Source organism: Xanthomonas sp. NCPPB 4467, from assembly GCF_041475665.2.
Lineage (GTDB): Bacteria > Pseudomonadota > Gammaproteobacteria > Xanthomonadales > Xanthomonadaceae > Xanthomonas > Xanthomonas dyei.
Genome location: NZ_CM191260.1, coordinates 4,883,713 through 4,908,273, shown reverse-complemented (window position 1 = coordinate 4,908,273; position 24,561 = coordinate 4,883,713). Strand labels below are relative to the sequence as shown.

Genomic DNA, 24,561 nt, shown 5'->3' with positions numbered 1-24,561 from the left:
TCAGGGTGCGGCTTGTGTCTTCGTTGCAACCAGTGCGCTCAGTTTGACGACGCTAGGCAGGCGGTGCGCATACAGCCGCGCAATGTCGTCGCCGCTGTGTAGATGCTCGAAATGCTCCAAGCCGATAGAGAGGAATTCGGGATTATCATCGCGCGCGGGCTTGATCTCGCCGACTTCAAGTGCCTTCAATGCGCTGATCCAATGGAAGGACTGACCAGCATCCTGGCGATTGAAGTAGGCGTACCAAACCGGAATGCGGAACAGTCGTTCGAACGCTACCGCACGTTTGAGCTCGCTCTCGTAGGGAAGGCTGTAATACGCCTGATTGGCGTGCTTGAACTGGACGTAGTTTTTTACGTCGATGGCGATCAAGCCAATTGATTCCAAAAGCATCAGGAAATCCGGACGTTTAACCGCAGTGCCAAATAATGGCGCGAAGGTATCCGGCGCTTGGCAGATGGCTACCTAGCTGAAGCCATGCAATTGCAGCCAGGAATTCATCGCGTCCTCGCCTTGTTTGCCAAGGCCCGCCAAGTTCACTGCACTCATTTCGTTTCGTTCATCGCCGCGCATGCCTGGAAGCTACCAGCCAGATTCGAAGGTACTCAAGCGGCAGTGGTCGGATTTGCGGCATGGTCAGGCAAATACTGGATGGGTGCCAAGAGTCCGTCTTTCAGTAGCCAGCTTGCTCTACGATAACGCTCCTTCTCTGCTCATATGGTTCGTGGCTTATGAACTCAGCTGCACGACGCGCACTCGTCACCGGCGGCAGCGGCGATCTTGGCGGTGCGATCTGTCGCCATCTGGCGGCGCAGGGGCGGCACGTGATCGTGCATGCCAATCGCAATCTGGTGCGTGCGCAAGAGGTGGTTGCCGCTATCTTGGCCGACGGCGGTAGCGCCGAAGCGGTGGCCTTCGATGTGGCCGATGCGCAGGCCAGCGGTGTGGCGCTGGAGAACCTACTGGCGTCCGGCCCGATCCAGATCGTGGTCAACAACGCCGGCATCCACGACGACGCGCCGATGGCGGGCATGAACGCCGAGCAGTGGCATCGAGTGATCGATGTGTCGCTGCATGGCTTCTTCAATGTCACCCAACCGTTGTTGTTGCCGATGGCGCGCACGCGCTGGGGCCGCATCGTGAGTGTGTCGTCGGTGTCGGCAGTGCTGGGCAATCGCGGGCAGACCAATTACGCCGCAGCCAAGGCGGCCTTGCATGGCGCGACCAAATCCTTGTCGCGCGAGATGGCCAGCCGCGGCATCGCCGTGAATGTGGTGGCGCCGGGCGTGATCGAAAGCGACATGGTCGGCGAAAGCTTCGCGCCGGAGGTGATCAAGCAACTGGTGCCTGCCGGGCGCGTCGGCAAACCCGACGAGGTCGCCGCGCTGGTGGCCTTCCTGTGCTCTGAGTCTGCCGGTTACATCAATGGCCAGATCATCGGCATCAATGGTGGCATGGGCTGATTGGCCGACGTCTAGGCTGCAACGTTGCGCGGCTTAGCTGCGACGACGGCGCTGATCGATAAACGCATTGCGCTGCAGCCGATGGCGGCGGCGACGCTTAGCCGCCGGTTTCGTCTATCTTCATGAGCAAATCGCGCTCGCGTGAACCGCGCGTTGCGCTGCAGTGCACCGACACCGTATTGCCGTTTGCGCGTAAGCGACCATCCACATACAGGCCGTCGCCACGGTCATGGTAGGACGCTGTCCAGTTGTAAACACTTGCGCCTTGCGCAAGGTAGTGGGTCTCGGCGGCTCGCCGGCATACAGGTACCAGGTCGCTACCGTTCATCAGTAGCGGCTCGGGTACGTATTGCACGACGTTCTGTGCAACAGCTTGGGTTGCAGTGATACCGATTAGCGCAAGAAACGGGTAAGCAAATCTGCGATGCACGTGTCACCTCCTGTGAGAGATATGAGTGGGTAGATGTAGCGAGTATCTGCGCCTGGCTAACTTAAGAGCGGCTAACAAAACCTAGCGAGCAGTCGTCAGGTGGGTGCGGACAGCGCGTAGGAACCGGAGTGTACGCGTGGTACATGCCGCACCGAGCACCGGCCGCGCCCGCCTGGCGGTGAGCACAGTCGTTTTATTTGCTGCTCTAAGCCGCGTCCGCGTACCACGTCGCCGTCAGGATCGGGTCGCCGCTGGCGTTGGCGGTCAGCGCGTCCAGACCGTGGTCGGGTAGGTCGGGGTGACGGTGGCGCGCCTGCTGCAGGATCTCGCGCGCCAGCACCGCCATCTGCGCCACGTTGGTATGCAGACGTGCGGCAAACGCGTCGTCGTCCAGGGTGTCGTGCAAGGCGCCATTGAGCTCGTTGAACCAGCCGATCAGATACTGGTCCAGTAGACGGCCATCGCCGGTGGCGATGCCCTGTGCGGTGTTGTGCACGCCCCAGTCGTGCAGCACGCGCTGCATGGCCAGGTTCATGTCGCGCGCATAAAAGAAGTCGGCTTTCATGCGCGACAACAGGCTCAGGTCGGCGATGCGGCCGGAACAGAACAGCGGCGCCAGCAACGACCAGTAGTAGGTGTAATCCCAGATCACCTTGACCGGCATGACCTGCTCGTCGCCGAACAGCGCGTACTGATCCTGGTACAGGGTCAGGGTGTTTTCGTAGAACGAGAAATACAGCTGCTCATACAGCTCTGTGTATGGGCTGAGCGACCTGCCGGCGCGATCGCGGCCGATCAGTTCGCAGATATAGGTGTTGGAGATGGCGATGAAGTCGCTGCCCGGCGAATAGAACGGGTCCAGGAATACCCCTGCCTCGCCGGTGAGCGCCCAGCGCTGCGACGAGAACACCTGTTTGCAGCCATACGAAAAATTGCGCAGGAACAGAAAGTCCTGCAAGCGGTAGTCGGCCTTGTCCAATGAGGCGGCGACCTGCGGTTGATGCAGGCGCAGCCAGTCCATGGCCTTTTCGTGCGTGTTCATGGTCTCCAGCGGGTGCATCTGCGCATCGCACACGATGCCCAACGAGTGCGCGCCGGACGACAGCGGGATCAGCCAGAACCAGTAACCCGGCCCGCACATGTGATTGGTGGAACGCCAGCGGTCCGGCGGCGTGCAGCGCTGCAGCCAGCTGCTGTCCTGCGACCAGCCGTTCGGGTCGATCAGGCCTTCCACGCGCCACCACACCGCATTGGCGTTGTGCGCGTTGTCCTGTGCCAGGCCCAGCTTGCGCTTGAGCAGGCCGGCGCGGCCACTGGCATCGACCACCCAGCGCGCGCTCAGCGTGCCCTGCTCGCCGGCATGCTCGTAGCGCACCGCGTGGTCGGCGGCGTCCTCGGACAGATCCACGCCCTTGACGCTGCAGTTGTCCAGGAACGCGATGCCCTGCGCGCGGGCGCGCTCACCGAGGAAATTTTCGAAGCGGCCGCGGTCGATCTGCCACGACGGTGTCGGCAGGATCTGGCTGACGCCCAGCTCGGTGCAGCGGTCGATGTCGACGCGCTTGTCGGAGAAGAAAAAGCGGAAACCGAACTTGCGGATCTGCTCGGTCTCCAGATGCTCGCGCAGGCCCAGCACGTCGGCAAAATAATGCGCGCCGATTTCCACCGTGGATTCGCCCACCTTGAATGCCGCCTCGCGCACCGGGTGCGCACGGCGCTCCAGCACGGTGATCGCAAGCTCCGGATCGCGTTGCTTCAATTGCAGGGCCAGACTCAGACCGGCCAGACCACCACCGGTGATGACGACATCGCGACGCTGTGCATTCATGGGGATGGGTTGCTCTTGGTAGCCGCGGGCACAGTAGCAAATTCGCCGTCGGCATCGTCAATGATCACCGGGTTGGCGCGCACGTTGCGGTATTCGCGCCAGACGTGCCCGTAGGCCCACACCTGCTTGACCACGTGCGAGGTGATGTTCCACAGGTCGCGCACCAGCCGGAAATGGCTCTTGCGGAAGGTGCCCGGCGCGCTGCCCGCGTAGCGGGTTTCGATCGGCACCGCGACCACCCGTGCGCCGGCCTGGCGTGCGGCGGAAATCAGCAGCTGCGCTTCGAACACGAAGCCTTCGCCGGGCACGTTGGGCAGGGTAAACACCGAGGCCGGATACAGCCGTTGGCCGCTCTGGCTGTCCACCAGTCGAAAGCCGCAGCCCCAGGCGATACCCCAGTCGCCGAAGTCGTTGCCGATCCGGCGGATGGTGGGCTGGGTGGCGCGCTTGCGCATGCGCGCGCCGACGATCACACAGCCGGGGTGGCGGTTGGCCGCAGCCAGCAGGCGCGGGAAATCGGCGGCCTTGTGCTGGCCATCGCCGTCCATGCTCATCACCGCGCGCATGCCCATCTGCTGCGCCTGCGCAAAGCCGCTGCGCAATGCGGCGCCCTTGCCCATGCGCTGCGGATGGCGGATCAGGCGCACCGGCAGGTCGGCGATGCAATCGGCGGTGCCATCGTCGGACCCGTCGTCGATCACGATCACATGCGAGCAGTAGGTCAACGCATCGGTGACCACTTCGCGGATACGCAATGCCTCGTTCAAGGCCGGTACCAGAATCGCGGTGTCCTCGCGGGTCAGCGGCACCCGGCTCATCGCTGCAGCTCCACACGCAGCACTCGGCCAGGGCCGGCATACAGGGCGGCGCTGTCGCCGTGGCCGGCCAACAGCGCGAACAGCGGCAGCATCGGCGCCATCGCATTGGCGGCGACATGGCGCGCCAACGCGCCGTCACCGGCAGACGGCGCGCCATCGTCCAGCCACGCCTGCAGCTGCGGCTTGCCGGCCTGGCCGGCGCTGCCCAGCACCAGCGCGCCACCGAGCAGGCCCTGGCTGGGCGCGATGCGGCCAAGCGGCCCCACCGAGCGTGCGTCGTACCCGGCCAGCAGCACCGCATCGACGCCGGCGGTGAGTTGCACCAGCGCTTCCAACAGACCCTGCGCAAAACTGGCGTCGCGGGCGCTGATCGCCGTGGCCGGGGTCATCGCACCGGCGCCGATGGTCCAGTAGCCGGCCGCGGCGTTGTGCACCGAGTTGTGGAATTTGGTCGGCGAGATCGCCAGCGGGTCGCTGGCCAGCGTGGTGCACATGTAATCGGTAATGGCCAGATCGCCGTGCGTGGAGGTGAACACCGACGGCAAGCTGGCCGGATCGCGGCCGGCGGCGGCGCAGGCGGCCAGTGCGGCTTCCAGCGACACCGCCACCGTATCGGGCGCGCGGCGGCGTTCGTTGGCGGCCAGCAGCTGCGGCGCCGGACGTGCGGGCGTCTCCTGCAGCGGGCCGCCGTGCACGAACGCATGCGCAGCCTCCCAATTCGGCAGGCCCTGGGTCCAGAAGCCGATCCCTTCGATGGTGGCGGTCAGCATCAGCGTGCCCGCCCGAACAGCAGCGAACAGTTGTTGCCGCCAAAACCGAAGGAGTTGTTCATTGCGTAATCGATCCGGGAATGGGCGTTGTCGAAGCGGATCTGCGGGCCGCAGGCGGGGTCGGGCACGTCGCTGTTGAGCGTGCCCGGCAGCACGCCGTCGCGCAGCGCCAGCAGGGCGATCACCGATTCGACGATGCCGGCCGCGCCCAGGGTGTGGCCGGTCCAGGCCTTGGTCGAGCTGGCGTGCAAGGTGTCGGGGAAGATCGCCGCCACCGCTGCCGCTTCCACGCTGTCGTTGGCCGGCGTGGCGGTGCCATGCAGGTTCAGATAGCCCACCGCTGCCGCGTCCAGGCCGGCGCGTTCGAGCGCGCCGCGCATCGCCAGCTGCGCGCCCAGGCCCTGCGGATGCGGGGCGGACATGTGGTGCGCGTCGCTGGACTCGCCATAGCCGTACAGCCACAACGTCGCATCCGGGGCGGCGGCGGTGCGTTCGACCAGCGCAAAGCCACCGGCTTCGCCCAGGCTCAGGCCGACCCGGCGCGCGTCGAACGGCTGGCACGGTTCGGGCGCGACCACCTGCAGCGAGTTGAAGCCGAACAGCACGCTGCCGCACAAGGTGTCCACGCCGCCCACCAGGGCCGCGTCGATCACCCCGGCCTCGATCAGCCGCGCCGCCTGGGCAAACACCTTGGCGCTGGACGAACAGGCGGTGGCCACGGTCACGCTGGGGCCGCGCAGGCCGGTGGCGTGCTGGACGAAGTCGCCCAGCGAATGCGGGGTGTGCACGATGGGGCGGTCCAGATCGTCCGGAAACCGCGCGCCATCGGCGTCTTCCGCCAACCGCGTATAGGCCTCTTCGCTGGCACCGATGCTGGAGGTGGAGGTGCCGATGATCACCGCCACGCGCTCGGCGCCGTAGCGCTGTGCGGCCGCCTGCACGGCGTCTGCCATGCCGTCCTGCTGCAGGGCCAGCCAGGCCAGCCGGTTGTTGCGGCAGTCCCAGCCTTGCAGCGCAGCGGGCAGGACCACCTCTTCCACGCCGTCGACGCGGCCGATCCAGCATGGCAGCGGTTGCGGTCCGAAATCGTTGTAACGCAGGCCGCTGCGGCGCGACTGCAGCGCGGCGGTCTGGGCCGCGAGCCCGGCGCCGAGCGCAGTTGTGGAGGTGTAGGCGGTGACGGCGACCGGGGCCATCTGGGACGAATGCTGCGCTTGGCTCACGATGGTCTGGCTGGCAAAAAGTGCTCGCAGTATATCGGTGGCGTGCGCCAGCCCCGTCGATGGCGCAACTGAACGCGCCGGTCATGTCGCTGACGTGGCTGGGATTTTTCGCAGCGGCCGCGCTTTCGCCGTCGCCGCAATTGGGACACAATCCTGCGACCCACCGCTCTACGAGCGCGATCACGCGCGCATGCACGCCTACGTCTATAAAAGCCAACGCAAGCAGGACACCTTCGTCTACCTCGCCACGCGTGACGACTTCTCCGGTCTTCCCGCTGCCGTGCACGCGCCGTTGGCGCCATTCGCATTCGTGCTGGAGGTGGCGTTGACGCCTGAGCGCCGCCTGGCGCAGGCCGACGTGGTGACCGTGCGCGAAGCGCTCGCCAAGCACGGCTTCTACCTGCAGCTGCCCAAGACGGTAGTGCTGGCGGGCGAGTGCGACTATGACTGAGCCGCAGCGTGCCGCGCGATTGCGCGCCGCAGCGCTGGCAGGTGCAGCCGGCGTGGTGTTGTCCCTGCTCGGCGGCCTTGGCGGCGCCGTTGCCGCAGTGAGCCTGTGGCTGGCGCAGCCGGCCTTTGCATTGGCGGTGTCGTGGGCGCGTGGTACCCGCGCGCTGGCCACGCAGCCGCGTGCCATCGCACAGGCGCTGCCGCCGTTGCTGGCGATCTGGGGCGTGGGCCTGCTCGCCTTGGCAGCCTTGATCAGCTGGCCGCTGACCGCGCTGCGCGATAGCGGCAGTCTGGCCGCCGCCTTGGCCTTGAGCGTAGCCGTCAGCGCCGCTTTGTTGGGACTGTGGCGCACCTGTCCGTTATGGGGCGAAGTGGAACGCGACGGTGGCGCGCTGGCGCCACGCTGGCATGCGCTGGCCACGCAGGAGCTGCATGCCTGGCGCGGTCTGCTGGCCGCCGCGCTGGTGCTGGCGATATGCACCCTGGTGGTGGCGCTGGCCTGGCCGGGCTGGTTGTCCGGCGGTCTGCGCTGGGGCCTGGCGATTGCCGCTGCCGCGCTGCTGCCCGCCGTCCATCTGCTGTTGCAACGCACTGCCGCACCGGCGCGCAGCGATGCGCCGGTGGCCCGGCAGGCTGCCGATTTCTTCTCCGAAGCAGCCGCCGAACCGCGCCCGCTGGAGCCGGTCGCCCAGCATCAGCTGGTGCCCGAATTGTTCGAGGCCGCGCGTAGCGGCCGGGTGGATCGCGCGCTGCAATTGCTGGAGGCCGGCGCCGACCCGCAGGCCATGCCGCTGCCGGAATGGCGCGACCAACGCAGCCTGCCGGCGCTGGCGGCGGTGCTGCCGGATCTGCGCCTGTTGCGCGAACTGATCGTGCGCCGCGTGGACGTCAACCAGCCGCATCGCGGCATGACGCCGCTGCTGGCCGCCACCCGCGACAGCTGGCATGGCCGCCCGGATGCGGTAATGACCCTGCTGGCCAACGGTGCCGACCCGCGCTCCACCGACAACGACGGCAATACGCCGCTGCATCACGCAGTGCGCAGTTCCGACCCCGGCGTTGCCGCGTTGCTGCGCGATGCCGCCGCCGACCTGGACGCGCTCAACAACGAAGGTCATTCGCCGCTGGCGATGGCGTGCCAGGTCGGCAATTGGCGGCTGGCGAAATTTCTGCTGGAACGCGGCGCCCATTCCGAACCGGACGGCGGCGCGCCGGTGTTGCTGGCTGCCGCCGGTACCGAAGAAGACGACCCGGCCGGCGTGCAGCTGCTGCTCAAGCACAAGGCGCGCGTGGATGCGCGCGACCGCCAGCGGCGCAGTGCCTTGCACGAAGCTGCGCTGGCCGGTCATGGCGACATCGTCGAGGCGCTGTTGTCGGCCGGCGCCAATCTGGAAGCGCGCGATCTGCTCGGCCGCACGCCGTGGCTGGACGCCGCGCGTCAGGCGCGCAGCGCGGTGCTCGAACGCCTGGTCGCGCGCAAGGCCGATGTGCTGGCCATCGACGGCGACGGCCGTAACGCGGTGATGCTGGCCTGCGCTGCCGACAGCGTGTCGCCGGCGCTGATCCGCCGCCTGCTCGATCTGCAGGTGCCGGCCGACAGCGTCGATGTGCATGGCCGTCGCGCCGTGGACGTGGCCGCCGAAGCCGGGCGTTGGGCGATCGTGCAATTGCTCGACCCCAACTATCCCTTGCCGGCCGCCGTCAGCGATGCGCATGGCGACATCCCCGGCGTGGCGGTGCTGCCCGATCGCCCGCCGCTGGTGTTGCTGCGCGAAGGCCTGCAGTTCGGCCAACGCGATGGCCTGGACGCGCTGGCGCGGCTATGCGCCCCGGACGAACTCGGTGGCCTGCTGCACGACGCGCATCTGGCGCTCAACGCCGATGCGGTGGACTGGCTGCTGCGCCACGGCGCCGATGCCGAAGTGCGCGATGCCTGCGGCGACGTGCCGATGTTTGCGCTGCTCTCGCGTGGTGTGGAGGCGGTGCCGGCGCTGCAGGTGCTGCTGCGTCACGGCGTGTCGCCGGCCGGTGCAGGTGGCCTGACCCGGCTGCTCAGCGCCTGCGTGCAGCACGATGCGGCATCGCGCGGGCTGGAACAGTTCGCAGTGGAGTTGCTCGATCGCGGCGCCGACCCGTTTGCGCCGTCGGCGGCTGGCGACCCGCCGTTGTCGCTGGCCGTGCGGCTGGGCTGGCTGCGCCTGCAGCAGTGGTTGCTGGAACACGGCGTGGACCGCGAAGCGCGCGACAGCCACGGCATGACTGCGCTGCATCTGGCCACCGCGCTGGGCCGCGATGCGTCGCTGAAATTGCTGGTCAAGCAGGGCGCTTCGCCGGAAGCGCGCGCTGCAGACGGGCAGACCCCGCTGGGCGTGGCGTTGTCGATCGGCCGGCGCGATCTGGCCGACTGGCTGGACTGGCGGATCTGGTCGCTGCCAGGCCGCACGTTGCGCGAAGCGGACGTGCCTGCGGCTGCGATGACCGGCGATACCGATGCGGTGCGACGCCTGATCGACCTCGGTCTGCCGGTGGATGCCGTCGATGCGCAAGGCTGCACCGCGCTGCTGCGTGCGGCCGGTGGCGGCCACCTGGGCGTGGTCGCGCATCTGCTCGGCCGCGGTGCCGACCCGCAACGCGCAGCCAATAGCGGCGCCACGCCGTTGTCGGCGGCGGTGAGCATGCGCCAGACCGATATCGTCGCCGCCCTGCTGCAGGCCGGCGCGCAGATCGAACATCGCCTGCCCGGTGGCGTGACCGTGCTGATGCTGGCTTGCGCACTCGGCTTGCCGGATATCGTGGCGCGCTTGCTCACCGCCGCAGCCGACGTGCACGCCACCGACGATCAGGGGTTGGCGCCGCTGCATTGCGCGGCGCTGTACGGTTTCACCGCGCGCGACATCACCCGCCTGCTGGCGTTGCTGGACACCTTGTTGCTGGCCGGCGCCGACCCGGACACGCTGGCCGGCGGGCGGGTCAGCCCGTTGCTGCTGTTGCTGGGCGCGCGCGCCGAACCGGGTACCGCCTGCGACGAGAAGGTGGTGCTGGCCGGGGTCGAACGCCTACTCGACGAAGACGTCTCGCTGGACGTGGCCGATCAACGCGGCTTCGGCCCGCTGCATCTGGCCGCACTGCATGGCTTGCCGCTGCTGGTGCAGCGCCTGCTGCGCGCCGGTGCCGATGCCGACCGTCGCGATGCGCTCAACCGTACCCCGCGCGAGATCGCCATCATGCGCGGCTTCATCGATGTGGCCGGCCAGTTCGAACCGGCGCTGCCGGGCGTCTCTTCGATGGCGCGCTTCCTGCGCGAAGGCCGCTGAGCCAGCGCGGCGGCACACCGCTGCGGGTGCTGTTCGTATGCAGTCGCAACCGCCTGCGCAGCCCCACCGCCGAGCGCGTGTTCGCCGACTGGCCGGGCGTGCAGACCCAATCGGCCGGGCTGGCCGCAGACGCCGAAGTGCAGGTCACGCCCGAGTTACTGCATGAGTCCGACCTGGTGCTGGTGATGGAGCGCCGCCACCTGCAGTTGCTGCGCAAACGCTTCGCCGCGCATCTGCGCCATTGCCGCGTAGTGTCGTTGCAGATTCCCGACGACTACGCGTACATGGATCCGGCACTGATCCATCGGCTGGAACACACGGTGCCACCGTTGCTGCGTCTTCCCACGTATTCGTAACCCGATCCCGACACCGCGCATGTAAGACTGCGGATTCTTTCGCTGGAAGGAAACGCCCCTACGATGAGCGTGCGTATCGAGGACCACGCCATGCTGGGCAATTGCCACAGCGCGGCCCTGGTCGACCACCGCGGCACCATCGACTGGCTGTGTCTGCCACGCTTCGATTCCGATGCGGTCTTCGCATCGCTGCTGGGCGACGAACAACACGGGCAATGGGCGCTGGCGCCTGCCGCCGATTTCCGCAGCGAACGCGCGTACGAAGACGACAGCCTGGTTTTGCGGACGCGGCTGACCACCGACAGCGGCACGGTGGAGCTGGTCGACTTCATGGTGGACAGCGAAGACGGCGAGGTGCATCAGCATCTGGTGCGCATCGTGCGCTGCGTGCAGGGCGAAGTTCCCATGCACATGCGCCTGACCTTCCGTTTCAACTACGGCCGCACCGTGCCGTGGGTGACGCGTATCGACGGTGGCATCCGCGCCATCGCCGGCCCCGACCAACTCGCGTTGCGCTCGCCGCAGGAACTGCATGGCGAAGACCTGGGCACCGAAGCCGACTTCACGTTGCGCGAAGGCCAAAGCACCTGGTTTCTGCTCAGCCATGGCGTCTCCCATCAGCCCACGCCGCCGGCGATCGACCCGGAACAGGCGCTGCAACGTACCGCCGCGTTCTGGCATGGCTGGGCACGTCGCTGCACCGATGTCGGCCCGTGGACTGCGCAGGTGCGTCGCTCGCTGGTGGTGTTGAAAGGGCTCAGCTATCTACCTACCGGCGGCATCGTGGCCGCGCCCACCGCCTCGTTGCCCGAGCATCTGGGCGGCACGCGCAACTGGGATTACCGCTACTGCTGGTTGCGCGATTCGGTGTTCACGCTGATCGCGTTGCTGCAAGCCGGCTATCGCGATGAAGCCGCGGCGTTTCGCGACTGGGTCCAGCGCACCATCGCCGGGTCGCCGGATCAGTTGCAGGCGCTGTACGGTATCGGCGGCGAGCGCCGTCTGCAGGAATGGGAAGCGCACTGGCTGCCCGGCTACGAAAATTCCGCCCCGGTGCGCATCGGCAACGGCGCGGTCGATCAATTTCAGCTCGATGTGTATGGCGAGTTGATTGGCGCCTTCCACTACGCACGCGAAAAAGGCGTGGCATCGCCTGCCGATGACGATGGGTCCTCGGCGTCCTTGCTGGAAAAGATTCTCGACACGCTGGAAACCCTGTGGCGCCAACCGGACGAAGGCATCTGGGAAATCCGCGACGAGCGCCGGCATTTCGTGCATTCCAAGGTGATGGCGTGGCTGGCATTCGATTGCGGCAGCCGCGACGGCATCACCAATGCCGATGCCGACAAGCGCGCGCACTGGGGCCGGCTCGCCGAAGAGATCCGCGCTGAAGTACTGGAAAAAGGCGTGCATCCGGATGGCCACTTCGTGCAGAGCTACGGCTCCGATCGCCTGGACGCATCGCTGTTGCTGATTCCCATCGTCGGCTTTCTGCCGCCGGACGATCCGCGCATCGCCGCCACCGCCGATGCGATCGCACGCGATCTGACCATCGATGGCCTGGTCGAACGCTACCGTGCCGACGACAGCGCCGATGGTCTGCCGGCCGGCGAGGGCACCTTCCTGGCCTGCAGTTTCTGGCTGGTGGAAAACTATGCATTGATCGGCCGCACCGAACAGGCGCGCGTGTTGCTGGAGCGTCTGCTCGGGCTGTGCAACGACGTGGGCCTGCTCGCAGAAGAATACGACCCGCGCAGCAAACGTATGCTTGGCAACTTCCCGCAAGGGTATTCCCACGTGGCCCTGGTCAATGCGGCATTGCGCCTGCATGGACGCATGGGCGAAAAGGAACAACATCCATGAACGAGCAACAGACCACACCGCCGTGCATCATCGTTGTGTTCGGCGCACGCGGCGACCTGACCAAGCGCCTGGTGATGCCGGCGCTGTACAACCTGCGCCGCGCCGGTGCGCTGGGCGAGGAATTCGCCATCGTCGGCATGGACCATGGCGACATCAGCGAACGCGCGTGGCGCGGCAACATGGGGCAGTCGATGACGCAGCTGCTGAGCAGCCGCGACGCTGAATTCCAGACCGACGAATTCGACACCGACACCTGGGACTGGCTGCGCGAGCGCATGCATTACCTGCGCGGCGACTTTACCGACCTGGGCGCGTATCAAGCGCTGGGCGGCGTGCTGGAGAAACTGCACAAGCGCTACGGCACGCAGGGCAATGTGCTGTTCTACCTCGCCACCGCCGCGCGCTTTTTCGAGCCGGTGTTGTTGAATCTTGGCGAAGCCGGCCTGGTCAAGCAGCACGAAAATCAGGGCTGGCGTCGCGTCATCGTGGAAAAACCGTTCGGCCACGATCTGCCCAGCGCCAAGCATCTCAATGCCACCGTGGCCAAGGTGCTGCATGAGGATCAGGTGTTCCGCATCGATCATTTCCTGGGCAAGGAGACCGTGCAGAACATTCTTGCCTTCCGTTTTGCCAACGGGTTGTTCGAGCCGGTGTGGAACCGCGACCGCATCGATCATGTGCAGATCACTGCTGCCGAAACCATCGGCGTGGAAGGGCGCGGGCGCTTCTACGACCCCACCGGCTGCTTGCGCGACATGGTGCCCAATCACCTGTTCCAGTTGCTGGCGATGATTGCGATGGAACCGCCGGCCGCATTCACCACCGAGGCGATGCATCGCCGCCGCGCCGAAGTGATCGAAGCCGTGCGTCCGATCAAGCCGGAAGACGTGGTGCGTGGCCAATACGCGTCCGGCGCGGTCAATCGCAGCGCCGTGCCCGGCTATCGCGAAGAAGACACCGTGCCGGACGACTCGGAAACCGAAACCTATGTGGCGATGAAGCTGCAGGTCGACACCTGGCGCTGGGCCGGTGTGCCGTTTTATTTGCGCACCGGCAAACGCTTGCGCGAGCGCACCACCGAAATCGCCATCCGCTTCAAACCCGCGCCGCTGGCGCCGTTTCGCAGCACCGAAGTGGGCGGCTACGGCCCCGACTGGCTGGTGCTGCATATTCAACCTGATGAAGGCATTTCGCTGCAGTTCGATGTCAAGCGCCCGGGCGCGCAAGTGGCGCTGGCGCCGGTGCGCATGGACTTCCGCTACCGCGACTGGTTCCCCAAGGAATACACCGTGGGCTATGAGCGCCTGCTGCAGGACTGCATGAACGGCGAAGCCGGTTTGTTCCAGGACGCGGCGATGGTGGAAGGCGCCTGGCGCATCGTGCAGCCGATCCTCGATGCCTGGAAACAACCGGCCAGCGACTTCCCGAACTACGCCGCCGGCAGCGCCGGCCCCTCGGCCGCCGACGCGCTACTGGCCATGAACGGCGGACACGCCTGGCGCGCACTCACCCCAGGCCGCAAACCGCCGCCGCGCCGTCCGCCGGAAGTGCGTGCGGGTGCTGCAACGCCGGTGAAGAAAGCCGCGAAGAAAACTGCGAAAAAGACGAGCAAGGCGCCAGTCAAGCGCGCATCTGCATCGTCAACAAAGCCCGTGCGGGCGACCGAAGCAGCGTCTGCCAAGCCTGCAAAGAAGACGCCAGTCAAGCGCGTGAGCAAGCAGGTGCCGAAGGCCGCGAAAACCGTCAGTAAGGTAGCGGTCAGTCAGGTTGCAGCGAAGAAGTCGGCTGGTAAGACCGCAGCGCGCAAACCGCGCGGCTGAGTAACGCGATCGATACACAGCCGCTGCAGTTGTGCAGCGGCTGTGTGCGTCTTCAACATGCAACATCAGAACTGCCGCAGTCGCGTGCGGAGTACGTCCACACGATCTTGCGCGAGGCGCGCTACGGCATTGCCGGTAACGCCTCGTCGCGCGCAGGCACGCTCCTACACAAGCTCAACGATCGGGCATCGTCGGTTCCGGCTCAGCATCCACATCCGCCTTGACGTCGGCTTCGAACAGGCGCATCAGGTCTTCGCGCGCATCGCGCGAGGTCTGCAGCACCTTGGCTTCGTCGTCGTAGACCAGGTGTTGCGCACGCATCAGGTCTTCGTCGTGCTTGCGGAAGCGTTCGATGTGTTCGCGCGCAAGCGTGTCGGCCACGCCGAGCGAGGTCAGCACGCGTCCACCCAGTTCCAGGCTGGAGGCGAAGACTTCGCGGAACGGTTCGGCGCCCAGGTCCATCAGTTTCCAGGCGTGTTGGCGGTTGCGCGCGCGCGCCAGCACGGTGGCCTGCGGGTAGAGGCGGCGGATCAGCCGCACCGTCTTGATGTTGGTTTCCGGGTCGTCCACCGCAATCACGAACACCTTGATGCGATCGGCGCCGGCGGCGCGGAGCAGGTCCGGCCGGGTCGGGTCGCCGTAGTACAGCTCGCCGCCGAAGCGGCGGATATCCTCCACCGTGTCGGGGTTGTGCTCCAGCGCCACGAACGGCACATGGCGCGAGGTGAGCAGGCGGGCCACTACCTGGCCAAAACGGCCCACGCCGGCGATCAGCACCTGCGGCGACTGCGCATCGATGGTGTCGAAGGGGCGCTCGGACTTGGGCACCTGCACCCGCAACGGTCCGTTGAGCAGGCGCTGCATGCCGAGTAGCAACAGCGGCGTCAGCGCCATCGAGACGCCGACGATGGCCACCAGGCGGTCGTGATTGGCCGGATCCAGCAAGCCGACGCGATCGGCCTCGTTGAACACCACAAACGCGAATTCGCCGCCCAGCCACAACACGCTACCCAGCATCAGGCTACTGCGTAGCGGCAGCTTGGCGACACTGCCGATACCGACCAGCAGCGAGAACTTCACCACCAGCAAGATCGCCACGCCGGCGGCGATCAACCCCGGCTCGGCGACCACGCGATTGAGGTCGATGCCCATGCCCACCGAAATGAAGAACAAGCCCAGCAGCAAGCCTTCGAACGGTTCGATCTGCGATTCGAGTTCGTGGCGGAATTCCGAATCGGCCAGCAGCACGCCGGCGATGAAGGCACCCAGGCTGGCGCTCAGCCCGGCTTCCTGCATGATCCAGGCGGTACCCAGCACCACCAGCAACGCGCTGGCAGTGAATACCTCCGGCATGCGGGTGCGCGCCACCACGTTGAACAGATAGCGCAACACAAAGCGCCCGCACAGGATCACCAGCGCCAACGCGGCAATCGCCTTGGCCACATCCGGCCAGGCGAGGGTGGCGTTCTTGCTGCCGCCGAGCAGCGGAATGGCGGCCAGCAACGGGATCGCGATCAGATCCTGAAACAGCAGGATGGCGAAGGCCAGTCGTCCGTAATCGCTGCCCAGCGCCTTGCGTTCGGCCAGCAGTTGCAGGCCCACCGCGGTGGAGGACAGCGCCAGCGCCACGCCGACGATGAGCGAGGTTTTCCAGCCCAGGTTGCCCAGCATCAGCAGGCCGCCCAGGATCGTGGCCGTTACCAGCACCTGGGTGGCGCCGGCGCCGAACACCGAATGGCGCATCACCTTCAGGCGGGCCGGCGAGAGCTCCAGGCCGATCACGAACAGCAGCATCACCACGCCGATCTCGGCCGCGCCGCTGATGCGCTCGGCATCCTGCACCACGCCTACGCCATCCGGGCCCAGCACCACGCCGGCGACCAGATAGGCCAGCACCGCGCCGAGGCCGAAGCGCTTGAATACCGGCACCGCCACGATGGCGGCCAGCATCAGGACCAGAGCCAGTTCCAGACCACCGCTATGCATGTACGTTCTCCGTTGAGGTGCGCATTATGCCGCCCGCAGCGTCTAGTCAGCTTGCACCAACGTGCCGGAGCGCTGCCGATGCGCATCGCATGCCACGCGTGGTGCGCTGCTGTGACGTGCCGCATGGCCATGCAACCGGCTACGCCGGCACGCGCGGCCATGCGGCGACCGCAGTGTCGAGCATCCGCCACCTGGCCGAACCGGTGTGCCGGCTGCGATCAGATCGCACCCTCTAAGCGCGTAAAACCAGCGACTGCGCATGCGATAGCAGCACGCCGAGCGGCCTGCGCGGGGCCACTGCGCAGCTGCAAGAGGCGTGCGGCCGGTGTGTGTGCGGCGGAATGCACGGGGCATCTCACTGCGCCGTTCATCCTCGCCGTGTGGCCGCGTGGTCGCCCGCTGCGCTTGGTCAGCTCCGCTCAGTGGCTCTTGAGCAGGAAGCGTCGATCCAGCGGCTGCAGCGGCCGGGCGTTGAATGGGTAGACGCGCTCGAAGGCGTTGATCTGCTCTTCGGACACCTGCACCGGCTGCTCGAGCACCACCCAGTCCACCGTTTCGCTGCACGGCGGGGTGGTCAGCGAGCCTTCGTAGCGATAGAAGCGGCGTTGCTGCTTGGGCGGAAGGAAATCGCTGGCACGCACCGAGGCGTTGGCGACCTGCCGGGTCTGGTTCCTGTCCTTGGGCATGGCATCCAGCACCCGCTGGAATGCAGGATTGGCCTTGCCGGTTTCGAAGAAGACCGCCAGCACGCCCAGGGTTCCATCCGGGCCCTGGTGCACGATGTGCGCCTCCATCGGGAAGCGCCGCCCGTTCAACAGGTGCTCGCTTGGGTGATGGAAGTGCAGCTGCAACGCGGTGTACTGCTTGCCGCCGATGACCATGGTGCCGCCGTCATGCAACTCCAGCTGGATGGAATGGCCGGTGTTGCGCACCGCCAGCGGCACGGCGGCGTAGTTCAACTCCAGCGTGCCCAGGTTGGCGTCGACCGCCCCTTTCAGATCGATCGGGCTGTTCTGTTGGCCGTTGCCGCATAGCGCGTTTTCCTTGGCCAGTTCGGCCCAGTGCTCGGCGCCTTCCGGACCGGTGTAGCCCCACTCATGCCCGGCGTGTTCAGGGGTTTCGTGCGCCTCCACCGGCGGTGTTGCAGGCAGCGTGCTCTGCGCCATGCCGACCGTGCCCCAGCCCGCGGCGGCGCATAGACACACTGGACGGAAACGGCGTAGCAAGGACGAGAGAGAAGACGGCATTGGGGATCCCTGAGCAGCGACGGGAGCGGTTGGACGCGATGGCGCGCGCTCTTCCACGAGAATCTGCGATGGGTTGGCTGTGCCAAGAAGCCGACTGTACCGATTGCTGTGCGGCACACCACAGTTTTGCGACGGCCGGTGCGATGCCTCCGACCAGCTCGACCTCTTGGCGCGGCTGGCCTCAGCCGGCAGCATCGCGGCGACAGGTTGCAGGTGCGCGCCTGCACCCACGCGGAGGTGTCACGACGATGGCACCTCCACACAACCGCGCACTCGCCCTCTGCGCGGCGTCAGTCGCACGTTGTCGGTGTGGTGAGCGGCATGGCGTGCGCCAGCGACGTGCAGTGCAGGCTCGGCATGCTGGACGCCCAGTGAAGCGGGGCGGCTGCGAAGGATTGACCAGGCGGGCGCAGGCGCGCAGACTGCGCCGCGCCGCCGCCCGGATCACCGGTCGGTGCGCACCTTTCGGAGCCTTTACTCATGTCCAGCGACAGTCACCCTAGACCCGGGTCGATGACCCAGCTGGCGCGCGCCTGAGGCTCAGGTTCGCCGGCTGTCATCGACGACGGTCGTCACCAGGCGAACCACCATGTACAACGAAACCCTGCGCCTTGCCCAAGGCGTCGATGCCTTGACCGCACCCCTGGCCGAGCTCAACACGGCCGATGCGGTGGAATACCTCAACACGCTCGATCGCGACGATGCGGCGCATGTGCTGGCCGCGTTGCCGCCGCCGCGTGCGGTGAAGTTGCTCGAACAACCCGAGCTGCGCGATGCCAGTGCACTGGTCGCCCTGCTGCCGGCCGAGCAGGCCGCCTCCTTGCTCGGGCAGATGGCCGACGACCGCGCCACCGATATCTTCCACGGTCTGGATACCGAGCAGCGCCAGCCGCTGCTGTGGTTGCTCAGTGCCGAGGCGCGGCTGTCGATCCAGGCGCTGATGCGCTACCCGCCCAACACCGCCGGTGCGCTGATGACTACCGAATTCGTGGCGGTGTCCTCCGACTGGACAGTGGGCCGCACCTTGCAGCACATCCGCGAAGTGGAGCGCAGCCGCGAGACCGTCTACGCCATCTATCTGCTCGACCCGGCCACCCGCGTGCTGCAGCAGGTGGTCACCATGCGCCGGCTGATCACCGGCGCGCCGGAGGCACCGATCCTGGAGGTGGCGCAGGTCAATCCGCCGGTCACCGTGGACCCGGCGCTGGACCAGGAAGAAGTGGCGCGCCTGATCCGCCGCCACGACCTGCTCGCGATCCCGGTGGTGGATGCGCGCGGGCATGTGCTGGGCATCGTCACCGTGGACGATGTGCTCGACGCATTGATCGCCGAATCCACCGAAGACGTGCACAAGTTCGGCGGCATGGAAGCGCTGGACAAGCCCTACATGCACATTGGGTTTGGCCAGATGATCAAGAAGCGCGCCGGCTGGCTGAGCGTGCTGTTTCTGGGCGAAATGCTCACCGCCAGCGCCATGCAACACTTCGAGGACGAGTTGTCCAAGGCGGTGGTGCTGACCTTGTTCATTCCGTTGATCATGAGCTCGGGCGGCAACTCCGGTTCGCAGGCCACCTCGCTGCTGATCCGTTCGCTGGCGCTGCGCGAAATTCGCCTGGGCGACTGGTGGAAAGTGGCGCTGCGCGAGCTGCCCACCGGGCTGACCCTGGGCGCGATTCTGGGCGTGCTGGCGATCGTACGCATCGCCATCTGGCAAACCGCCGGCCTGTACGACTACGGCCCGCATTGGCAGATGGTGGCGCTGACCATCGGTGCGGCGCTGATCGGCATCGTCACCTTCGGCTCGCTGTCCGGCTCGATGCTGCCATTCGTGCTGCAACGCTTCGGCTTCGACCCGGCCAGCGCCTCGGCACCGTTCGTGGCCACGCTGGTGGATGTCACCGGCTTGGTGATCTATTTCAGCATTGCCGCGGCGATCTTGAGCGGCACGTTGTTGTAAGACAGGGCGATACAGGCCTGGCGAGCAGTCGCCAGGCCTGTCTCTATGTGGGACGTGTCTAGGTGGACCGAGAGGGTGATGTCTGCGCGCTGCGCGCACGGATATCGATGACTTCGTCCCTGGCGCATCAGATCAGCAGCATGGCGTATCGCCGAATGTGGCAACGCCTGTAGCGCACCCCCGGTTGCGGTAGGTCCCTAGGCTTGGCACACGCGTGCTGCACAGCGCGCCCATGCCTGGATCCATCAGTGCGTGTACCGTAGCGCGATGGCAGTGTTCTCCCCCGCACAATGAGTACCTATCACCTGCAACAGGTCTTCCGCCCCAGCACCGTTGCGGTGGTGGGTGGTAGTCCGCGCGATCGCTCGGCCGGGCGGGCGGTGGTGCGAAATCTGCGCGCGGCCGGCTTCCCCGGGCAGATCGGTTGGGTGAGCCCGCGCTACAGCGAGATCGATGGCGTGCGCACGGTGGCGCGCTTGACCGATCTGCCGTGGGTACCGGACCTGGTGGTGATCACCGCGCCGGCGCGCATCGTGCCGCGCATCGTCTCCATTGCCGCGCGGCGCGGGGTGGCAGCAGCCATCATCCTTACCGCCGGTTTGGGCCGTGGCCCCGGTTCGCCGGCCGCACGCATGGAAGCGGCCGCTCGCGCCAAGGGCATGCGCATCCTCGGCCCGCATTGCCTGGGGGTGATCGCCCCGCATGCGCGGCTCAATGCCAGCATCGCCGCGCACTGCCCGCAGGCCGGCGATCTGGCGCTGATCTCCGAATCCAGCGCCATTGCCGCTGCCTTGGTGGAGTGGGGTGTGGCGCGTTCGGTCGGGTTCTCGGCGGTGGTGTCGCTGGGCGATACGCTGGATGTGGACTTCGGCGATCTGCTCGATTACTTCGCCACCGACTACCGCACCCGTGCGATCCTGCTCTACGTCGAACGCATCGGCGATGCGCGCAAGTTCATGTCGGCCGCGCGTGCGGCCGCGCGTGCCAAACCGGTGGTGGTGGTCAAGTCCGGCCGCCAGTTCCGCATCAATCCCAATGCCGATACCCACGCGCAGGCGCTGGCCGGCTCGGACGCGGTGTACGGCGCCGCGTTCGCGCGTGCCGGGCTGTTGCGCGTCGGCGCATTGGACGAGTTGTTCGCCGCGGCCGAAACGCTGGGCCGGCTCGGCAGCTTCCCGGGCCGGCGTCTGGCCATCCTGAGCAATGGCGGCGGGGTGGGGCAGCTGGCGGTGGACCAGTTGGTGCTGCGTGGCGGCACGTTGGCCGAGTTATCGGCCAAGACCCTGGAGCGGCTGGACCAGTCGCTGCCGGAAGGCTGGTCGCGCAGCAATCCGGTGGACATCATTGTCGACGCCGATGGCGCGCGCTATGCCGCGGCGATCGAAGCGCTGCTGGACGATCCCGAAAACGACGCCTTGCTGGTGGTCAACGTGCCCACCGCGTTCACCTCCTCGGCCGACGCGGCCAAGGCGCTGACCCGCGCGCTGGAGCAACGCAACCGCTATCAGCGCGACAAGCCGGTGTTTGCGGTGTGGCTGGGCCAGGACGACGCGGCGATCGCCGCGCTCAACGCCGCGCGCGTGCCCACCTACGCCACCGAATCGGATGCGGTGCGCGGCTTCACCCACCTGGTGCGTTACCGCGAGGCGCAGGCGGCGCTGATGGAAACCCCGCCCAGCCTGCCGGAAGACTTCGTGGTGGATGCCGGCATCGCGCGCGCGGTGGTCGATGAAGCCTTGGCTGCGGGCCGGCGTTGGCTGGACCCGGTGGCGACCAACCGGCTGCTGGCCGCCTACGGCATCCCGATCGTGCCGTTGCAGGTGGCCACCACCGCCAACGAGGCCGCCTTGCTGGCCGACCCGCTGCTGGCAATGGGGCGCACGGTCACCTTGAAGGTGTTGTCCGGCGAGATCGCGCACAAGTCCGACGTGGATGGCGTGCGCCTTAACCTGTCCAGCGTGGCGGCGGTGCGCGAGGCGGCGGCCGGCATCCTGGCGCGTGCCCGCGCCGCGCTGCCGAATGCGGTCATCGAAGGGGTGATCGTGCAGCCCACCGTGCTGCGGCCCAAAGCGCGCGAGTTGATCGCCGGCATTGCCGACGACCCGGTATTTGGCCCGGCAATCGTGTTCGGCCGCGGCGGCACCGCGGTGGAGGTGATCAACGACCGCGAACTGGCGCTGCCACCACTGGATTTGCGCCTGGCCCACGAGCTGATCGGCCGCACCCGCGTTTCGCGCATCCTCAAGGCCTATCGCGACGTGCCGGCCGCCGACGAGCGCGCCGTGGCGCTGGTGCTGGTCAAGCTGGCGCAGCTGGCGGCCGACATCCCGGAAATCACCGAACTGGATATCAACCCGCTGCTGGCCGACCGCGATGGCGTGATCGCGCTGGACGCCCGCGTGGCGGTGGCGACGGCGCGCAAGCTGCACAAGGGCCGCGGCCATCCGCGTTTTGCGATCTTCCCGTACCCGAAGGAATGGGAGCGCCAGATCGCACTCGGCGATGGCACCCATGCGTTGGTGCGCCCGGTACGCCCGGAAGACGATGCGCTGTTCCGCGCCTTCTTCGCGCGGGTCACCGATGAAGACCTGCGGTTGCGGTTCTTCCAGTCGGTCAAGCATTTCAGCCACGAATTCATCGCCCGCCTGACCCAGCTCGATTACGCCCGCTCGATCGCGCTGGTGGCCATCGACCCCAAGACCGGCGACATGCTTGGCGCGGTGCGCCTGCATGCCGACGCCGATTACGAGCGTGGCGAGTACGGCATCCTGATCCGCTCCGACCTCAAGGGCCACGGCATCGGCTGGCAGCTGATGCGCATCATGATCGAGTACGCACGCTGGCTGGGCCTGAAGCAGATCGAAGGCCAGGTGCTGCGCGAGAACCGCACCATGCTGGCGATGTGCCAGAGCCTGGGCTTTGGCGTACGCCCGGATCCGGACGATGCGACCCTGATGGCGGTGACACTCCCTATAATGGGCGAGCCGCGCCCGGCCTGACGTTGCGTCACGCCGCGGTCCCCCATCCTCCACCGCACGCCGGATCTGCCGGGCTTTGCCCTGGCCCGTTGTTCCGGCTGTCGTCTCGGCCCGCCTGGGAGTGTCAATGTTTCGCGAGTTCAGAATGTCGTTGTTGGTCGCCGCCGTCTGCCTGGGCGTCGCCGCCTGGTGGGGCCACACCACCTCAATGGGCCTGTGGCAGGCGTTGTGGCTGTGCCTGGTGCTGAGCGTGCTGGAGGTGTCGTTGTCGTTCGACAACGCGGTGGTCAATGCCGGTGTGCTCAAGCACATGGACGCGTTCTGGCAGAAGCTGTTCCTCACCGTGGGCATCCTGATCGCGGTGTTCGGCATGCGCCTGGTATTCCCGATCGTGATCGTGTCGGTGGCCACCGGCATGGGCCTGGTGCCGGTGATGCAGATGGCGCTCAAGGAGCCGGACCGCTATAGCCAGGTGCTGACCGACAACTACCCGTCCATCGCCGCCTTCGGTGGCATGTTCCTGTTGCTGGTGTTCCTCAACTTCCTGTTCGACCAGGAGCGCAAGCTGCACTGGCTCGGCCCGGTGGAGCGGCTGGTCGGCAAGCTGGGCAAGGCCGATGCGATGTCGGTCATCGTGGCGGTCACGGTCCTGCTGTGCACCAAGCTGTTCCTGCCCGAGGCGATCTTCCAGAGCGTGCTGTTCGCCGGCTTGGGCGGCATCCTGCTGTATCTGCTGGTGGGCAGCGTGGATGCCTTGTTCGAGTCCGAAGAGAGCGAAGACGGCAGCATGGGCCCGGCCAAGCGCTCGGGCATTGCCGCGTTCTTGTACCTGGAAGTGCTGGACGCCTCGTTCTCGTTCGACGGCGTGATCGGCGCGTTCGCGATCACCCGCGACGTGGTGATCATCATGCTGGGCCTGGCGATCGGCGCGATGTTCGTGCGCTCGATGACGGTCTATCTGGTGCACAAGGGCACGCTGGACGAGTTCGTGTTCCTGGAGCACGGCGCGCATTACGCCATCGGCGTGCTGGCGATCATCATGCTGGTGGGCACCGTCTACCACGTGCCGGAAGTGCTGACCGGCCTGATCGGCGTGGCCTTCATCGCCGCCTCGGTGTGGTCGTCGATTCGCTACCGCAAGCGCCACCACATCGGCCCGACCGAGATCTGAAGCTGCGCACCGGCCGCGCCCAAGGCGTCACGCTGTTCACTTGAGAGCGGCCGGACTGCGCCTTCGTGGCCATCGGACGGACGTGTGCCGCTAGTTCTGTGGCTTGGCTGCAAGGCCCCTGCCTGCCCGCGGCGCTGTGAGTTTGCTGCAGGGCCCTTGCCCGCCCACCATCACGGGACACGCCGTGAATCCGTCCCTGGAGGCTCTTACGCGGCATCCATGCCGCGTAAGGTCCCGCGACGGTGGGCGGGCAAGGACCAGTCGAGATGGTCGGTGTGCACGGAAAAAGTAGTGCTTGATGCGCGTTGTCGGATCATGACGCGCCTGATCAACGTTTGATGTGCAACGCGCTACAAACAGCTTTCACGCGACCACCGACCAACGTTCTGGTGCGGTGTCCTCACCGATTGCGGGACCGTTGGCGGCATGGATGCCGCCACCGAGCCCCCAGGGACGGGTTCACGGCGTGTCCCGCGAGCGGTGAGGGCACCGCGCCCTCGGCCTGGATTCGGCAGTGGCGAGGTCCTCGCGTTGCCGGGCGTACCACGCGACATCGCTCCGCGTCGGTCAATCGCCCGGGCGATGCTTGGTTGCGGGGCTCCGTACTGATGAAGTGTGTTGGCGCGTGTTGCGGATATGCCGCCGTTTGAGCAGCGCGCCAGGCGTGCGGTGCCGGCTGAGGCAGTGGCGGCCAACTGTGACCGGCTTCAGTATCGATGCGTGTCGCAGCCAACCCAACCGAACCCAACTGGTCGGCAAAAATGCCGGTTTGGGCCTTGACTGCGCAGTCGACTTGGCGGGTCCTGCGGCCTGGCGACGACCGTTCGTCAGACAGTGCTTTGTGCCACAAGGGTTTGCGGGTTTTTCCCACATTTGGTGTTGACCCC

At 66.7% G+C, this 24,561-nt stretch carries 17 protein-coding genes and 1 other RNA gene; 9 read left to right on the top strand and 9 right to left on the bottom strand.

The window, feature by feature from the left end:
• Nucleotides 1–459, bottom strand: coding sequence for a hypothetical protein (locus ACCQ06_RS21610; RefSeq protein WP_316692716.1), 459 nt, complete (start codon nucleotides 457–459; stop codon nucleotides 1–3).
• A 272-nt stretch (nucleotides 460–731) separates the two neighbouring features.
• Here ACCQ06_RS21610 and fabG point away from each other — a divergent pair, with 272 nt between their 5' ends.
• Nucleotides 732–1,463 (top strand): 3-oxoacyl-ACP reductase FabG, encoded by a 732-nt coding sequence (gene fabG, locus ACCQ06_RS21605; protein ID WP_228323344.1) that lies wholly within the window; start codon nucleotides 732–734, stop codon nucleotides 1,461–1,463.
• Between the two features lie 97 nt (nucleotides 1,464–1,560).
• Here fabG and ACCQ06_RS21600 read toward each other — a convergent pair whose 3' ends face one another.
• From ACCQ06_RS21600 to ACCQ06_RS21575, 6 genes are all read right to left on the bottom strand, one after another.
• Nucleotides 1,561–1,893: a hypothetical protein gene (locus ACCQ06_RS21600; RefSeq protein ID WP_244907829.1), complete on the bottom strand. Its 333-nt coding sequence runs from the start codon at nucleotides 1,891–1,893 to the stop codon at nucleotides 1,561–1,563.
• A gap of 69 nt (nucleotides 1,894–1,962) precedes the next feature.
• Nucleotides 1,963–2,038: non-coding RNA, sX9 sRNA (locus tag ACCQ06_RS21595), on the bottom strand.
• Between the two features lie 60 nt (nucleotides 2,039–2,098).
• Nucleotides 2,099–3,721: an NAD(P)/FAD-dependent oxidoreductase gene (locus ACCQ06_RS21590; RefSeq protein ID WP_228323342.1), complete on the bottom strand. Its 1,623-nt coding sequence runs from the start codon at nucleotides 3,719–3,721 to the stop codon at nucleotides 2,099–2,101.
• Nucleotides 3,718–4,539 (bottom strand): glycosyltransferase family 2 protein, encoded by an 822-nt coding sequence (locus ACCQ06_RS21585; RefSeq protein WP_104616457.1) that lies wholly within the window; start codon nucleotides 4,537–4,539, stop codon nucleotides 3,718–3,720. Before ACCQ06_RS21585 ends, ACCQ06_RS21590 begins: the two co-directional genes overlap by 4 nt.
• Entirely contained in the window at nucleotides 4,536–5,309 is a 774-nt protein-coding gene (locus tag ACCQ06_RS21580; RefSeq protein ID WP_316689251.1) for a beta-ketoacyl synthase chain length factor, read from the bottom strand. Before ACCQ06_RS21580 ends, ACCQ06_RS21585 begins: the two co-directional genes overlap by 4 nt.
• Nucleotides 5,309–6,505, bottom strand: a complete 1,197-nt coding sequence (locus tag ACCQ06_RS21575) for a beta-ketoacyl-[acyl-carrier-protein] synthase family protein (RefSeq protein WP_316689250.1) — start codon at nucleotides 6,503–6,505, stop codon at nucleotides 5,309–5,311. Before ACCQ06_RS21575 ends, ACCQ06_RS21580 begins: the two co-directional genes overlap by 1 nt.
• Before the next feature lie 217 nt (nucleotides 6,506–6,722).
• Here ACCQ06_RS21575 and ACCQ06_RS21570 point away from each other — a divergent pair, with 217 nt between their 5' ends.
• From ACCQ06_RS21570 to zwf, 5 genes are all read left to right on the top strand, one after another.
• Entirely contained in the window at nucleotides 6,723–6,983 is a 261-nt protein-coding gene (locus tag ACCQ06_RS21570) for a YcgL domain-containing protein (RefSeq protein WP_104616460.1), read from the top strand.
• Nucleotides 6,976–10,296, top strand: a complete 3,321-nt coding sequence (locus tag ACCQ06_RS21565; RefSeq protein WP_316689249.1) for an ankyrin repeat domain-containing protein — start codon at nucleotides 6,976–6,978, stop codon at nucleotides 10,294–10,296. The genes ACCQ06_RS21570 and ACCQ06_RS21565 overlap by 8 nt, the downstream gene beginning before the upstream one ends.
• 26 nt (nucleotides 10,297–10,322) lie before the next feature.
• A complete protein-coding gene (locus ACCQ06_RS21560; protein WP_316689248.1) occupies nucleotides 10,323–10,652 on the top strand; it encodes a low molecular weight protein tyrosine phosphatase family protein in 330 nt (109 codons plus the stop codon).
• Between the two features lie 63 nt (nucleotides 10,653–10,715).
• Nucleotides 10,716–12,515: a glycoside hydrolase family 15 protein gene (locus ACCQ06_RS21555; protein WP_104616463.1), complete on the top strand. Its 1,800-nt coding sequence runs from the start codon at nucleotides 10,716–10,718 to the stop codon at nucleotides 12,513–12,515.
• The gene (gene zwf, locus ACCQ06_RS21550; RefSeq protein WP_228323336.1) at nucleotides 12,512–14,335 is read left to right on the top strand and encodes a glucose-6-phosphate dehydrogenase; all 1,824 of its coding nucleotides are present in this window, start codon (nucleotides 12,512–12,514) and stop codon (nucleotides 14,333–14,335) included. Before ACCQ06_RS21555 ends, zwf begins: the two co-directional genes overlap by 4 nt.
• 174 nt (nucleotides 14,336–14,509) lie before the next feature.
• Here the strand turns inward: zwf and ACCQ06_RS21545 are convergent, their stop codons facing one another.
• Both ACCQ06_RS21545 and ACCQ06_RS21540 read right to left on the bottom strand, forming a co-directional pair.
• Nucleotides 14,510–16,321, bottom strand: coding sequence for a monovalent cation:proton antiporter-2 (CPA2) family protein (locus ACCQ06_RS21545; protein WP_228323335.1), 1,812 nt, complete (start codon nucleotides 16,319–16,321; stop codon nucleotides 14,510–14,512).
• Between the two features lie 419 nt (nucleotides 16,322–16,740).
• On the bottom strand, nucleotides 16,741–17,568 hold the full coding sequence (locus ACCQ06_RS21540) for a carbonic anhydrase (RefSeq protein WP_316689245.1): 828 nt from the start codon (nucleotides 17,566–17,568) through the stop codon (nucleotides 16,741–16,743).
• A 589-nt stretch (nucleotides 17,569–18,157) separates the two neighbouring features.
• Here ACCQ06_RS21540 and mgtE point away from each other — a divergent pair.
• From mgtE to ACCQ06_RS21525, 3 genes are all read left to right on the top strand, one after another.
• The gene (mgtE, locus tag ACCQ06_RS21535) at nucleotides 18,158–19,525 is read left to right on the top strand and encodes a magnesium transporter (protein ID WP_104614749.1); all 1,368 of its coding nucleotides are present in this window, start codon (nucleotides 18,158–18,160) and stop codon (nucleotides 19,523–19,525) included.
• Nucleotides 19,526–19,815: 290 nt separating this feature from the next.
• Entirely contained in the window at nucleotides 19,816–22,524 is a 2,709-nt protein-coding gene (locus ACCQ06_RS21530; RefSeq protein WP_228323333.1) for a bifunctional acetate--CoA ligase family protein/GNAT family N-acetyltransferase, read from the top strand.
• 106 nt (nucleotides 22,525–22,630) lie between these two features.
• A complete protein-coding gene (locus tag ACCQ06_RS21525; RefSeq protein WP_104614751.1) occupies nucleotides 22,631–23,674 on the top strand; it encodes a DUF475 domain-containing protein in 1,044 nt (347 codons plus the stop codon).
• Nucleotides 23,675–24,561: the final 887 nt, after the last annotated feature.